Source organism: Nakamurella aerolata (assembly GCF_013002705.1).
In the GTDB taxonomy this organism is placed as follows: Bacteria; Actinomycetota; Actinomycetes; order Mycobacteriales; family Nakamurellaceae; genus Nakamurella; species Nakamurella aerolata.
Genome location: NZ_JABEND010000010.1, coordinates 141,099 through 154,369, shown reverse-complemented (window position 1 = coordinate 154,369; position 13,271 = coordinate 141,099). Strand labels below are relative to the sequence as shown.

9 protein-coding genes are annotated in these 13,271 nt (G+C 69.5%); 2 read left to right on the top strand and 7 right to left on the bottom strand.

All coding sequences use genetic code 11. The features are described 5' to 3' along the window. Positions 1-107: 107 nt before the first annotated feature. From HKD39_RS16000 to HKD39_RS15985, 4 genes are all read right to left on the bottom strand, one after another. Positions 108-872: a hypothetical protein gene (locus tag HKD39_RS16000; RefSeq protein WP_171200867.1), complete on the bottom strand. Its 765-nt coding sequence runs from the start codon at positions 870-872 to the stop codon at positions 108-110. A gap of 258 nt (positions 873-1,130) precedes the next feature. Then, positions 1,131-1,862 (bottom strand): DivIVA domain-containing protein, encoded by a 732-nt coding sequence (locus tag HKD39_RS15995; RefSeq protein WP_171200887.1) that lies wholly within the window; start codon positions 1,860-1,862, stop codon positions 1,131-1,133. 207 nt (positions 1,863-2,069) lie between these two features. Continuing rightward, positions 2,070-2,540, bottom strand: a complete 471-nt coding sequence (gene coaD, locus HKD39_RS15990; protein ID WP_171200886.1) for a pantetheine-phosphate adenylyltransferase — start codon at positions 2,538-2,540, stop codon at positions 2,070-2,072. A 56-nt stretch (positions 2,541-2,596) separates the two neighbouring features. Next, entirely contained in the window at positions 2,597-3,235 is a 639-nt protein-coding gene (locus HKD39_RS15985; RefSeq protein WP_171200866.1) for an RsmD family RNA methyltransferase, read from the bottom strand. Positions 3,236-3,605: 370 nt separating this feature from the next. On the opposite strand from HKD39_RS15985, the gene HKD39_RS20660 reads away from it, so the two are divergent. Then, a complete protein-coding gene (locus HKD39_RS20660) occupies positions 3,606-4,775 on the top strand; it encodes a cytochrome b5 domain-containing protein (RefSeq protein WP_212754636.1) in 1,170 nt (389 codons plus the stop codon). 69 nt (positions 4,776-4,844) lie between these two features. Here HKD39_RS20660 and HKD39_RS15970 read toward each other — a convergent pair whose 3' ends face one another. Continuing rightward, positions 4,845-8,279 (bottom strand): pyruvate carboxylase, encoded by a 3,435-nt coding sequence (locus HKD39_RS15970; RefSeq protein ID WP_171200863.1) that lies wholly within the window; start codon positions 8,277-8,279, stop codon positions 4,845-4,847. 352 nt (positions 8,280-8,631) lie between these two features. Here HKD39_RS15970 and HKD39_RS15965 point away from each other — a divergent pair, with 352 nt between their 5' ends. After that, positions 8,632-9,105 (top strand): hypothetical protein, encoded by a 474-nt coding sequence (locus HKD39_RS15965; protein WP_171200862.1) that lies wholly within the window; start codon positions 8,632-8,634, stop codon positions 9,103-9,105. Positions 9,106-9,195: 90 nt separating this feature from the next. On the opposite strand, the gene HKD39_RS15960 is transcribed toward HKD39_RS15965, so the two are convergent. Together HKD39_RS15960 and recG are read right to left on the bottom strand one after the other, a co-directional pair. After that, positions 9,196-10,683, bottom strand: coding sequence for an FGGY-family carbohydrate kinase (locus HKD39_RS15960; RefSeq protein ID WP_171200861.1), 1,488 nt, complete (start codon positions 10,681-10,683; stop codon positions 9,196-9,198). 144 nt (positions 10,684-10,827) lie between these two features. After that, positions 10,828-13,128: an ATP-dependent DNA helicase RecG gene (recG, locus tag HKD39_RS15955; RefSeq protein WP_171200860.1), complete on the bottom strand. Its 2,301-nt coding sequence runs from the start codon at positions 13,126-13,128 to the stop codon at positions 10,828-10,830. Between the last annotated feature and the right edge of the window lie 143 nt (positions 13,129-13,271).

The following is a 13,271-nucleotide window of genomic DNA, read 5'->3' as shown; positions in this document are numbered from 1 at the left end:
GACGGCAGCCCCGCTACCCTGAACCATGCTCGTGGCCTCGCTGCTGGACGTTGTGAGAGACCAACAGCATGCGCGGCCACGAGCCCTACCTCAGGCTGCCGCCCCGCTCAACGTCCAAGAGCCGCCAACACGGCAGCGGCCGCCACGGCGCACAGCACCAGTACTGTCATCAAGGAAAGACCCAGCCAGCCGAAAGTAGCGACCGCCGTCGACAACCTCGTTCCCCGCATGGAAATGTCGGTACCGACCACATTGACAAGATATCCGTAGAAGGCGGACCGCTCGTCGTCGAAACTGTACGGCCGGATCCCCAGAAAACTGGCGACTGTCAAGCCCTGGCCAACGCAGCCGACCACCCAACCGGCCACCACCGGGATGCTCGCCCGTCGGTATCTGAGCACCACCATCAGTACCAGCGGTAGCAGGAACATCGCTTGCGGCTCAGTGAGTACGGCAACAGCGGCCGCCGTGCCGGCAGCGACCGCCTGTCGCCGGTTGCGCGGGACGAACAGCAGCAGCCAAAACATCAGGTAACCGAAGTACCAGTGCAGGTTGGCAACCGAACCGATGGCTTCCAGCCGGGCCAACGGCAGCAGTACCGGAATAGCGGCAACAGCAGCGCTGACCGGAATGGACAGCCGCCGCGACCTGGCAATGGCATAGACGGCAAGCGCTATTCCCGACACCACCGCACAGGCGGAAAAGGTCAGTGCCAGTCCCCACAGCGGCGCCGGAAAAATCCACCGCACCGCACCCGACAACACCTGCGGAACAAAGTGCTGATAACCCGCGTATGGCTCGAAGAGCAGACCGATACCGGGTCGATTGATCCAATCGGCCAGAAAGTATTGCCCGTCCTCGGCGTAGAGCACGTCCCTGGCCTGCGCCGGAATGCGGGAGAACTGCACAAGCGCGATCAGCAGCCAGGCAAGCGTCCCTGCCAGGTAACCGACCCAGCGCGGCCAACGCTCGCGGCGGGGCCCGGACACCCCGTCAGCGGACGCGGTGCTGTGCAGATCCACTGCCGTCGGCGGCAGCGCCACCCCCGGCTCGGTGGTGTCCGACTGCTCCGACCGCGTTCCCGACTGACGTACCCCGACCCCGACCATCCCGACCTCAGTTCCGTGCTGTTAGTCCCTGAACTCCGCTCTCGACCCGGAGCGCAGCGAGGTGCGACCACGGGAAACCGTACGCAGGGTCTTGGTGAGCGTCTCCTCAAGCCCCGCCAACTGGTTGTCGACGTAGCCGTCGCATTCGGACCGCGACCGGTCGGCCTCGGCGTGGGCGCTGTCGATGATCTCGGCGGACTGCACATGCGCGGCCCGCACCACCTCGTGCTCGCTGACCAGGCGGGCCTGCTCGGCACGGCCGTCGGCAATGCTGCGCTCCTGGGCGGCCTCACCGGCCCCGACCAGCCGCTCCTGCTCACGCTGCCCACGCTCCACCAGGCTGTCGTGCTGCTCCCGGCCGGCCTGCACGGCGCGCTCGGCGTCGGCATGCGCGCGCTGCAGGATCGACTCGGCACGCGCGGTCGACTCGCCGACGGTGCGCTCGGCTTCGGCATTGGCGCCGGCCACGGTGTTGGACGCCTGAGCCCGTGCCGCGGCCACCAGCCGGTCGGCCTCGGCCTGCGCGTCCGCGATGGTCTTGGCCGCGGACTCCTCGGCGTCGGCGATCAGCTTGTCCCGGTGGTCGAGCACATCCTGCGCGTCGTCCACCTCGCCAGGAAGCGCATCGCGGACATCGTCGAGCAGGTCAAGCACGTCACCGCGGGGCACGACACAGGACGCCGACAGCGGAACGCCGCGTGCCTCCTCGACGATGGTGACCAGCTGGTCGAGCGCTTCGAACACCCGGTACACGGTGGGTTCCTCCATCACATTCGGCGGCGGCACGGGTTGCCGCCGCCGCTAGGGCTCGGGGCTCCGGCCGGGGTGGCGGCAGAGCCCAAGGGTTCAGCAGACGTGCTCAGTCTGCCAATCGGTGCGGCCACAGCCGCGCTGCCACACCCGGGTGTCCGGTTTTGGATCGGCCCGCCCGACGGTCGGCGCGGCCGGACGGCGGGGTGGTCAGCGCGCCAGTTTGCCGCGCAGCGCGGTCAGTACCTGCTCGGGCAGGTACGGCGACACGTCGCCGCCGCCGCGCGCCACCACCTTGATCAGGGATGACGACACGAACGCGTACTGCGGCGCGGTCGGCAGGAACATGGTGGTGACGCCGGTCAGGCCGGTGTTCATCTGGGCCATCCGCAGTTCGTAGTCGAAGTCGGACGCCGCCCGCAGGCCCTTGACGATGACGCTCACCCCGCGGTCACGGCAGTAATCCACCAGCAGCCCGTCGAAGGAGTCGACAACGACGTTGGGCAGCTGGGCGAGGGCCTGCCGCAGCAGTTCCATCCGCTCGTCGACGCTGAACAGCGAGTGCTTGTCGGGATTGCGCAGCACCGCCACCCGCACCTCGGCGAACAGCCGGGCGGTGCGCTCGATGATGTCCAGATGCCCCAGCGTCGGCGGGTCGAACGAGCCGGGACAGACCGCCACGACGTCGGTTCCCGGTCCCGCCGGCCGGGTCGGTGAAGAATTGCGCTGCGGGTCGCTCACGAGGCACTCCCATGCTGTCGGGGCGGTGGTGGATCGGTTCGGGGTCGGGGCGGAGCCGCCGACGGATCGGTCGGTGGCGCGGACGCTAGCACCGCGTACCAGAGTGCGGTGTCGCCATAAGTCTTGCCGCGCCCGGGTTCCAGCTCCGGCGGCCACGGCGGTGCACCGGCCCTGGCCGCGCGTTCCACCACGACGTCGGCGCCCGGACGCAGCGTCGGCACCAGCAGCGCCAGCACCCTGCGCAGGTCGTCATTGGTCAATGCGTAGGGCGGGTCGGCGACGACGATGTCGAAGGCCGCCGCCGGCAACTGTCCGAGCACGGTCTCCACCTTGCCGGGCACCACCACCACCTCGGCACCGGCCCGGAGATCGGATACGTTGCGGCGCAACGATTCCAGTGCCTTCCGATCGACCTCGACGCAGGTCAGCCTGCCGGCTCCCCTTGACAACAGCTCCAGGCCGAGCGCTCCACTGCCGGCGTAGAGGTCAAGCACCGTCAAACCGTCAAGGTCGGTGGCAGCGGTCAACGCATTGCCCAGCGCAGCCCGCATCTTCTCCGAACTGGGTCGGGTCACCGATCCGCTCGGCGTTGCCAGCGTGCGGCCTTTCCACCGGCCGGAGACGATGCGTGTCACCGCACCAGCATCCCAGCCGGGCCGCGGCCGGTGCCGCATCGGGCGCGACCAGTGCGCATCGGGCGCGGCCGGTGCCGCATCGGGATCGCCGCCGCGCCCCGGGTTGGTCGCCGGGCCCGAGCATCGCGACCGGTCCTGGTGAGCGGCAGGGCCTGGCGAGCGGCGGGGCCTGGCGAGCGGCAGGGCCGAGCCTGAGGTCCGCACCCGTCCTGCGGGCCGAGTGCCACGAACAACCCTGTGACAACCAGTTGAACTCGCAGGCGAGCTCATGGTCATCGCCGGGGTCAGCGCGGCGCGCAGCGACCGGGCCGAGCCGTCGAGGCCGAACCGTCGAGGCCGAGCCGTCGAGGCGGCAACGAAAGGTGCCTTCGTGAACCCCACACCGAGCGGTACACGGTCGAGCAGCAGCATGTTCGACACCGTGATGGGCCTGCCCATGCATCCACTTGTGGTGCACTTCGTTGTGGTGTTGGTGCCGCTCGCCGCCCTCGGACTCATTGCCCTGACGGTCTTTCCACGGCACCGGCGGCGCTACGCCACGCTGGTGACGGCCGCGATGGTCGTCGGCGGCATCGGCACCCTGATGGCCAAACAATCCGGCGAACAGCTGCAGCGGTACGTCGGGGCTCCCGGCGTGCATGCCAGGTACGGCAACGCCACCTTCGTGGTGGTCGGGTTGCTGACACTCGGCACGATCGGGTGGCTGCTGCTGGTCCGGCGCAGCGACGCACGCCGGCCGGCGCCGGCCGCGGGTGACGCCGATCGGGCCAGGCCTTCGCGTCGCGATCGCGTTGCCCTGACCGTTGTTTCGTTGACGTGTGCCGCACTGGGGGTGGCGGCCGTCGTGCTAGTGATCCTGACCGGCCATAGCGGCGCACAGCGCACCTGGGCCGCGACCGTGGCGTTCCCGGCCGATCCCGCGCCGGCGCAGGCCGGCACCGCACCCGTCCCCGGCACCCCAACCAGCGCCAGCACCGCACCCAGCGCCAGCACCGCACCCAGCTCCAGCACCGCACCCAGCGCCAGCACCGCACCCAGCTCCAGCACCGCACCCAGCTCCAGCACCGCAGCAAGCTCCGGTTCCGCGCAAACCTCAAGTGCCGCACCGTCATCCCGGGCGGCGGCAACCTCCAGCACGTCCACCGCCGGCACCGTGTCCCCCACCAGCACTGTGTCCACCACCAGCACCGTGTCCACCACCAGCACCGTGTCCACCACCAGCACGGCTACCCCCAGAGCTGGAGCTCCGCGCCCAGGCGCCGGGACGACCCGCCCGAGCACCGCCAGCCCGACGGCTGCGGCCGCCGGCATCACCATGGATCAGGTCGCTGGACACCGCTCCGCGGCGTCGTGCTGGGCCGCCGTCGACGGGCAGGTGTACGACCTCACGTCCTGGATCAACCGGCACCCCGGCGGCCCGGAGCGCATCCTGTCGATCTGCGGAACCGATGCCACCCAGGCGTTCACGGCCCAGCACGGCGGCGGTGGGATCGCCGGCCAGATCCTGCGGTCGTTCCGGATCGGCCCGCTTGCCGGCTGAGCCGGCCGGCACGCAGCACCGTTGCCACGCGGGGCCGGGCCCGCGGTGCTCAACCCGGTGCCGCGTGGCTCAGTCCACCAGCACCAGCACCAGGTCGCCGCCCTCCACCTGCTGCACCGGTGAAATAGCAGCCCGGGCAACGGTTCCGGCGCGCGGCGCGGTGATGGCCGCCTCCATCTTCATCGCCTCGATGGTCGCCACAGTGGCGCCGGCATCAACCTGCTCGCCCTCACCGACGGTGAGCGTCACCACCCCGGCGAACGGGGCGGCGACGTGGTTCGGGTTGCCGGCGTCGGCCTTTTCGGCCACCGGAACGTTGCTCGACGCCGAGCGGTCGCGAATCTGCAACGGCCGCAGCTGCCCGTTCAGGGTGGTGACCACCGATCGCATGCCACGCTCGTCCGGCTCGCCGATCGCCTCCAGGCCGACGTACAACCGCACCCCGCGTTCCAGTTGCAACTCGTGCTCGGCTCCCGGCCGCAACCCGTACAGGTAGTCCGCGGTCGGCACCACCGAGGTGTCGCCGTACTCGCTGCGGTTGCCCTGGAACTCCTTGGTGGGCCCGGGGAACAGCAGTCGGTTCAGCGTCGGCCGCGGGTTGTCCGCCAGCGCCTGCGCGTCCTCGGTGGACAGCTCGGCGCTCGGTGCCTGCCAGCTGCGGCCCTGTAATGCCTTGCTGCGGAACGGTTCCGGCCAGCCACCGGGCGGGTCGCCGAGCTCGCCGTGCAGAAATCCGATCACCGAGGTGGGGATGTCGAAGCGGCCGGGGTCGGCCTCGAACTCCTTCGGGTCGACGCCCGCGCCGACCAGTTGCAGGGCCAGGTCGCCCACCACCTTCGACGACGGTGTCACCTTCACCAGGTGTCCGAGCATCGTGTCCGCCGCCGCGTACATGTCTTCGACCTGCTCGAACTTGCCTCCCAATCCGAGCGCGATGGCCTGCTGGCGCAGGTTGGACAGCTGCCCGCCGGGAATCTCGTGCCGGTACACCCGCCCGGTGGGTGAGCGCAGCCCGGACTCGAACGGTGCGTACATCGCCCTGACCGCTTCCCAGTACGGCTCAAGGTCGTTCACCGCCCGCAGCGACAGCCCGGTGGCGCGGTCGGTGTGGTCGGTCGCCGCCACCAGCGCCGATAGCGGCGGCTGGCTGGTGGTGCCCGCCATCGGTGCGCTGGCCGCGTCCACCGCGTCCACCCCGGCGTCGATGGCCGCCAGCAGCGTGGCCAGCTGGCCACCCGGGGTGTCGTGGGTGTGCAGGTGCACCGGCAGGTCGAACCGGTCGCGCAGCGCCGTCACCAGCGTGCGGGCGGCCGGCGCTCGCAACAAGCCGGCCATGTCCTTGATGGCCAGCACATGTGCGCCGGCGGCGACGATCTGCTCGGCGAGGCGCAGGTAATAGTCGAGGGTGTACAGCTTTTCGTCAGGGTCGGACAGGTCGCCGGTGTAGCACAGCGCGACCTCGGCGACGGCGGTTCCGGTGCCGCGCACCGCGTCGATCGCCGGGCGCATCTGCTCGATGTCGTTGAGCGCATCGAAGATCCGGAAGATGTCGATGCCGGCCGACGCCGCCTCGGCGACGAACGCGTCGGTGACGGCGGTGGGATAAGGCGTGTAGCCCACCGTGTTTCGCCCGCGCAGCAGCATCTGCAGGGCGATGTTGGGCATCGCGGCACGCAGCTGGTCGAGCCGCTCCCACGGGTCCTCGGCGAGGAACCGCAACGCGACGTCGTAGGTGGCTCCGCCCCAGGCTTCCACCGACAGCAGTTGCGGGGTGAGCTTGGCGACCGCTGGTGCCACGGCCAGCAGATCGCGAGTGCGCACTCTGGTGGCGAGCAGCGATTGGTGCGCGTCGCGGAAGGTGGTGTCGGTGACACCGACGGCGTTGCCCTGCCGCAGTTGCGCGGCAAACCCCTCGGGGCCCAGCTGCTGCAGCAACTGCCGACTGCCGTCCGGGGGCGGTCCGTCGGCCAGTGCTGGGAGTTTGCTCAGCGGGTCGATGAGCGTGCTGGGTGCCGCGCCGTGTGGCTGGTTCACCGTGACGTCGGCAAGGAAGGTGAGCAGCTTGGTGCCGCGGTCTGCCGAGGTGCGGGCGGTGAGCAGCTGCGGATGGTCGGCGATGAAACTGGTGGTGACGCCGCCGGCAGCGAAATCAGGGTTGTCCAGCACCGCCTGTAGGAACGGGATATTCGTTGCCACGCCACGGATCCGGAACTCGGCGAGGGCGCGCCGCGCCCTGGTGACGGCCTGCTTCCAGTCGCGGCCGCGGCAGGTGAGCTTGACCAACAGTGAGTCGAAGTGCGCGCTGACCTCGGCGCCGGCGTGCACGGTTCCGCCGTCGACGCGGACGCCGGCGCCGCCAGGCGAGCGGTAGGTGTTGATCTTCCCGGTGTCGGGGCGGAACCCGTTGGCCGGGTCTTCCGTGGTGATCCGGCACTGCAGCGCCGCACCGTTGACGGTGATCGAGTCCTGCGTCAGGCCAAGGTCTTCCAGCGTTTCGCCGGCAGCGATGCGGATCTGGCTGGAGACCAGGTCGACATCGGTGACCTCCTCGGTGACGGTGTGCTCCACCTGGATGCGCGGGTTCATCTCGATGAAGACGTGCCGGCCGCTGGAGTCCAGCAAGAACTCGACGGTACCGGCGTTGACGTAACCGATGTGCCTGGCAAAGGCGACCGCATCGGCGCAGATACGTTGCCGCAGTTCATCATCCAGCCCGACCGCCGGGGCGACCTCGACCACCTTCTGATGCCGCCGCTGTACCGAGCAGTCCCGCTCGTACAGATGGATCACACCGGTGCCTGCGCCGCCCTCGGTGCCGGCACTGCTGTCGGGGCTGTCGGCGGTGCGGTTGGTGGCGTCGGCGAGGATCTGCACCTCGATGTGCCGCGGGTTCACCACCGCGCGTTCCAGGAAAACCGTCGGATCACCGAACGCCGATTCGGCCTCCCGCATGGCGGTGCCGAGCGCCTCGCGCAGTTCGGCCGGCTCGTTCACCTGACGCATCCCGCGGCCGCCGCCGCCGGCGACGGCCTTGACGAACACCGGGAACCCGATCTGCTCGGCGGCCGCGATCAGCTCGTCCACGTCGGCGGACGGCGCCGAGGATTCCAGCACCGGGATGCCGGCGGCGCGGGCCGCGGCCACCGCTCGTGATTTGTTGCCGGCCATCTCCAGCACGTCCGCGGGCGGCCCGATAAAAGTGATGCCGGCGTCGGCACAGGCCTGCGCCAGCTGCGGGTTCTCGGAGAGGAATCCGTACCCGGGATAGACGGCGTCGGCGCCGGATTCCACCGCGGCCCGCACCACCGCGTCGACGTCGAGGTAGGCCCGCACCGGGTGACCCGGCTCGCCGATCTGATAAGCCTCGTCGGCCTTCTGCCGGTGGGTGGAGGCCCGGTCCTCGTAGGGGTAGATCGCCACCGTGGTGACGCCCAGCTCATAACCGGCCCGGAAGGCGCGGATCGCGATCTCGCCGCGGTTGGCGACCAGAATCTTCGAGAACATGCCGGCTCCCTCACTTCACCGGAGCAGCGTGCCAACACGGCCGCTACCACCAACACTGACGCAACAACGCGGCCGGCTGGCCGCTCAGCGTCGAGCCGGCCTGCCGACCGCAGTGCCACAAACCGTAGCCGAGCGGCCCGAACCCACCCGCATTCGTCTCACTGGGCGAAACTCCCTCGTCCCGCTTGGGCACCGGGCGAAGCTCCCCGCCCGCGGGGCACCGGCATCCTCGCGGCAATCTCGCACGGCGCGCAGAACCACCGGCCCGACCCACGCATCGAACGGGCGTCACCATCCGGTGGCACCAAGGGGATCGCCCCAGCCGGGCGGTCCCGGACAAAGGAGGACAGCGATGTCTGTCGTTCGCAAGAGCATCACCGCCGCGGTACTGGCGCTCACGGTGGCCGGGGGGATGGCCGCAACGGCCGCGCCCGCGTCGGCCGGCACCATCCAGAAGGTCGGCACGGTCCGTGACGCGGGGTGTTACGGCTCGCGGCTTGAGGTCAAGCCGATCATGAAGGGCAACGTCCGGCTCGGTCAGGTCGAGCTGTGGTACTCGCGGGCCAACGGCGGGACCAACTGTGTGATCACCCGCAACGGCACCGGCAGCCCCGCCACGATGGCCGAGCTGTGGGTGGACCGTGACGGCAACAAGCGCCTGACCCGTGGCGACGGCTACTCCAAGGATTACGGCACCTACCCGAACTACGCGGGTGGCGCCTACCAGACGCGCACCGACCGCAAATGCGTCTGGTTCTACGGCTCCATCAAGGTCAGCGGGGTCGAGTACTGGAACGGCAGCGGAGCCTGGGTGCACTGCCGCTGACGCACAGCGGTCGCAACGAAACGAAACACCGGCGCCGGGTCCGAACCTGTCGGGCCCGGCGCCGGTCTGTGCCGTGCTGTCGCCGCTCGCCTATTGCATCTCGGCCAGCGCGTGCTGGATGTCTTTGGTGGCCGGGTAGAGCTGTTGGTACAGCTCGTACAGCCGCTGGTACCGCTCGCTCAGCTCGGTATTGGGCTGCACCACCCGATCCACCGGGTTCCAGCGGTCGAGGGTGACGGCGGCGTCGTCCGGACGCGCCGCCTTGGCCGCCAGGTAGGCCATGCCGTAGGACGCGCCGATGGAGGTGCGGCGCAGTTCCTGTGGCCGACCGGTGACGTCGGAGACGATCTGCGTCCACAGATCACCCTGGGTGCCGCCGCCGGCGGCCACCACCCGGTCGATGCGGCCGCCGGCATCCAGAAAGGCCTCGATGTTCTGCCGGACGCCGAAGGCGGTGCCCTCCAGCGCCGCTCGGTACAGGTCGCCGCGCGTGTGCGAGAGGGTCAGGCCGGCGACAACGCCGCGGGCGTCCGGGTCGTTGATCGGGGTGCGCTCCCCGGCGAAGTACGGCAGCAGCAGCAGACCGTTGGCGCCCGGCGCACTCTCACCGGCCTCCCGAACCAGCGTGCCGTAATCGGGATCGCCGTACAGTTCCCGGAGCCAGCCGGTGATCGCACCAGAGGTGGCCATGCCGCCGGCCAGGTTGCGGGTGCCGTCGAACGCGCCGACGGTCCCCCACATCACGTTGTGCCGCAACGTCTCCGCGACGGTATTGATCATGAACAACGTTGTGCCGTACATCAGGAAAAGGTCACCGACGTTGTGGGCGTCGACGCTGATCGCCTCGCTCCAGGCGTCGATGGTGCCGCATACCACCGGAATACCTTGCGGCAGACCGGTTTCCGCCGCCGCCTCGGCCGTCACCGTACCCACGACGTCGTCGGACCAGCACAGCTGGGGCTGGGAGATGTCCGGGCAGATCGCGTCCCACCACGGCTGGTACCAGGCGGCGGCCGAGGTGTCGTAGAGCGGCGTCGACTGGCTGGCGGACTGATGGTCGAGCACGTAGGCGCCGGTGAGGTGATGCACCAGAAAGCTGCTCGGCATGAAGAACTTCCTGGCCCTGGCGAACGCGTCCGGTTCGTTGTCGGCCACCCAGGCGATCTTCGGCCCCGCGGCCTGGCTGGACAGCGCCGAGCCGCCTCGTTGCACGATCGCGTCGGCGCCCAGTTCTTGGTTCAGCCGGTCGATCTGCTCGCCGGCCCTGGTGTCGACCCCGTACAGGATGGCCGGCCGTACCGGTGTGCCGGCGTCGTCGGTCAGCAGCACGCACGGCCCCATCCCGGACACCCCCACCGCGATCACTTCGGCGTCGCCACCATCGAGCAGATCCTTGGTGATGGCGACGAACTCGTCCCACCAGATGGCGCCGTCCATCTCGACCTGCCCGGAGTGCGGCCGCTGCACCTGGTGTTCACGGGTGGCGCTGGCCAGCACGTTCCCCGCCAAGTCGACCAGCACGCCCTTGCTGCTCGAGGTTCCGATGTCGACGCCGATCACCGCGCTGGTCGGGCTCATGGACGTGGTCCTTTCATCCTCGGAAGTCACCGGCTGCTCGGCGAGCCGCAGCCCCACGCTAGCCGAAATCGATTACTCGGGCGATGGTGCTGCACAGTCAGATCCCCGTTCAACAGGTCCCGGTGCGAACCGCGGCGGGACGGCTCAGCCCTTGATGAGGAAATCCTGGTCGTCCTCGTCGATCACGGTGGCGACCATGGCGGCAAGCCCGGGGAACCGGTCGAGATCGGGCTGGTCGGCGACCAGCGATTGGGCGTCAGATCTGGCCTCCTGCACAACTTCTCGGTCGGACACCAGCGACAGCAGCTTCAGCGAGGACGCCCGCCCGGCCTGGCTGGTGCCGAGCACGTTTCCTTCGCGCCGGAGCTCGAGGTCTTTCTCGGCCAGTTGGAAGCCGTCCGGCGTGCTCGCCAGCGCGTCCAACCGCTGCCGCCCGGTGCTGCCCGCGGGCGAATCGGTGAGCAGCAGGCAGACTCCAGGGGCGCTGCCGCGGCCCACCCGACCGCGCAGCTGGTGCAGCTGCGACAGGCCGAAGCGTTCGGCATCGACCACCACCATCATGGTGGCGTTGGGGACGTCGACGCCGACCTCGATCACCGTGGTGGAGACCAGCACGTCGATCAGACCGGCGCCGAAATCCTGCATCACAGCGTCTTTCTCGACCGGCGGCATCCGGCCGTGCAGCTCGGCCAGCCGCAGTCCCTGCAGCGGGCCGTTGCGCAGCAGGTCGGCCACCTGCTCCACCGACAACGGCGCCCTTCGGCCTTTCTCGTCGGCGCCGTCGTCCAGTAGTGCAGGGTCGTCCCAGTCACCGCCGTCGTCCTCGCTCAGTGCGCGGGCCTTGCCCGGTTGAGCGGCGTCCTGGCTGATCTTGGGACAGACAACGTAGACCTGGTGCCCGTTCTCGACCTCCTCGCGGATGCGCTGCCAGGCCCGCCCCAGCCAGGCCGGCTTCTCCGCCGTCGGGACGACGGTGGTGGCGATCGGTGAGCGGCCACGCGGCAACTCACGCATGGTGGAGGTTTCCAGGTCGCCGTACACCGTCATCGCGACGGTGCGCGGAATCGGCGTCGCCGTCATCACCAGTACGTGCGGCGGTGCCGAGTCAGATCCCTTGCTGCGCAACGCATCGCGTTGCTCGACGCCGAACCGGTGCTGCTCGTCCACCACCACAAGCCCGAGTCCGGCGAACATCACCGGATCGGACAGCAGCGCGTGGGTCCCGACGATGATGCCGGCCTCGCCCGAGGCGATCTGCAGCAACGCCTTCTTCCGGGCGGCGGCCGTCAGCGATCCGGTCAGCAGCGTGATCGAGGTCGATGCCTCGGCAGCGCCCAGCTCACCGCCGGCGCCGAGTGGGCCCAGCATCTCGCGCAGCGACCTGGCATGTTGCGCGGCAAGCACTTCGGTGGGCGCCAGCAGCGCCGCCTGGTGCCCTGAGTCGATCACCTGCAGCATGGCACGCAGCGCCACCAAGGTCTTGCCGGAACCCACCTCGCCCTGCAACAGCCGGTTCATCGGATGCGGGCGGGACAGTTCGGCGGCGATCTCTTTGCCGACGGTGCGCTGGCCGTTGGTCAGGATGAACGGCAGCTGCGCGTCGAAGGCAGCGAGCAGGCCGTCGGCGCGCGGTGGGCAGGCCGGAGCCGGGAACTCCTTGGCAAGGTGCCGGCGTTGGGCCAGCGCCAGCTGCACAGCCAGCGCCTCGTCGTACTTCAACCGGCGCTTCGCCGCCGCCAGCGCCTCGTCGCTGACCGGTCGGTGAATGTTGCGCAGCGCGGTGTCCAGATCGGTGAGGCCGCGGGTGGCCAGCAGCTCCTGGGGCACCGGATCTTCAATGGTGCCAACGAGTTCCAGCACCACCCGCACCGCCTGTTGGATGAACTTCTGGGTGATGCCCTCGGTGAGCGGATAGATCGGGATGATCCCGGAAAACTCCTCAAGGGTCTCGATGTCGGCGTCGGCCGAAGTGCTCAGGCTGTCGCCACCGGACAGCACCGCGTAACTCGGCGAGGACAGCTGCAGCTCGGAGTTGAACCGTTTGACGGTGCCGGCGAACATCGCCTCCATGCCAGGCCGCATCACCCGCTTGACGTGGTACTGGTTGAAGAACGCGCAGGTGACCTGCCGGTTGCCGTCGCCGACGACGACCCTGGTGACCAACCGGACGCCGCCCTTGCGGCCACTGCGCGGCGGCAGGTTCTTGTCGGTGACCGAGACGATCCTGGCCCAGATGGTGGCCCGCTCCCCCTCCCGCAGATGGGACAGGTCGGTGAGGTTTCCGCGCTCGGTATGCCGACGCGGGTAGTACCGCAGCAGATCGCCAACGGTGCGCAGGCCCAGCTTGTCGTCGAGGTTTCCGGCGAGCCGCTGCGGGATACCGGCGTCCCGCAGCGGGCTGTCCAGCCCAAGGGTTGCGCTGTGCTTGCCCGCCTTGCCTGACATCGGTGACCTCCCGCCATGTTCCGCCGTGAACGGACGTCCGGTGTGCGCCTGCCCCGCCGCAGTGCGCACGTCACTACCCCACTCCATCCTGCCTGGCCGGGCCGACATTGCCGGCTCCGGCACACTGGAGAGATGACAGCTTC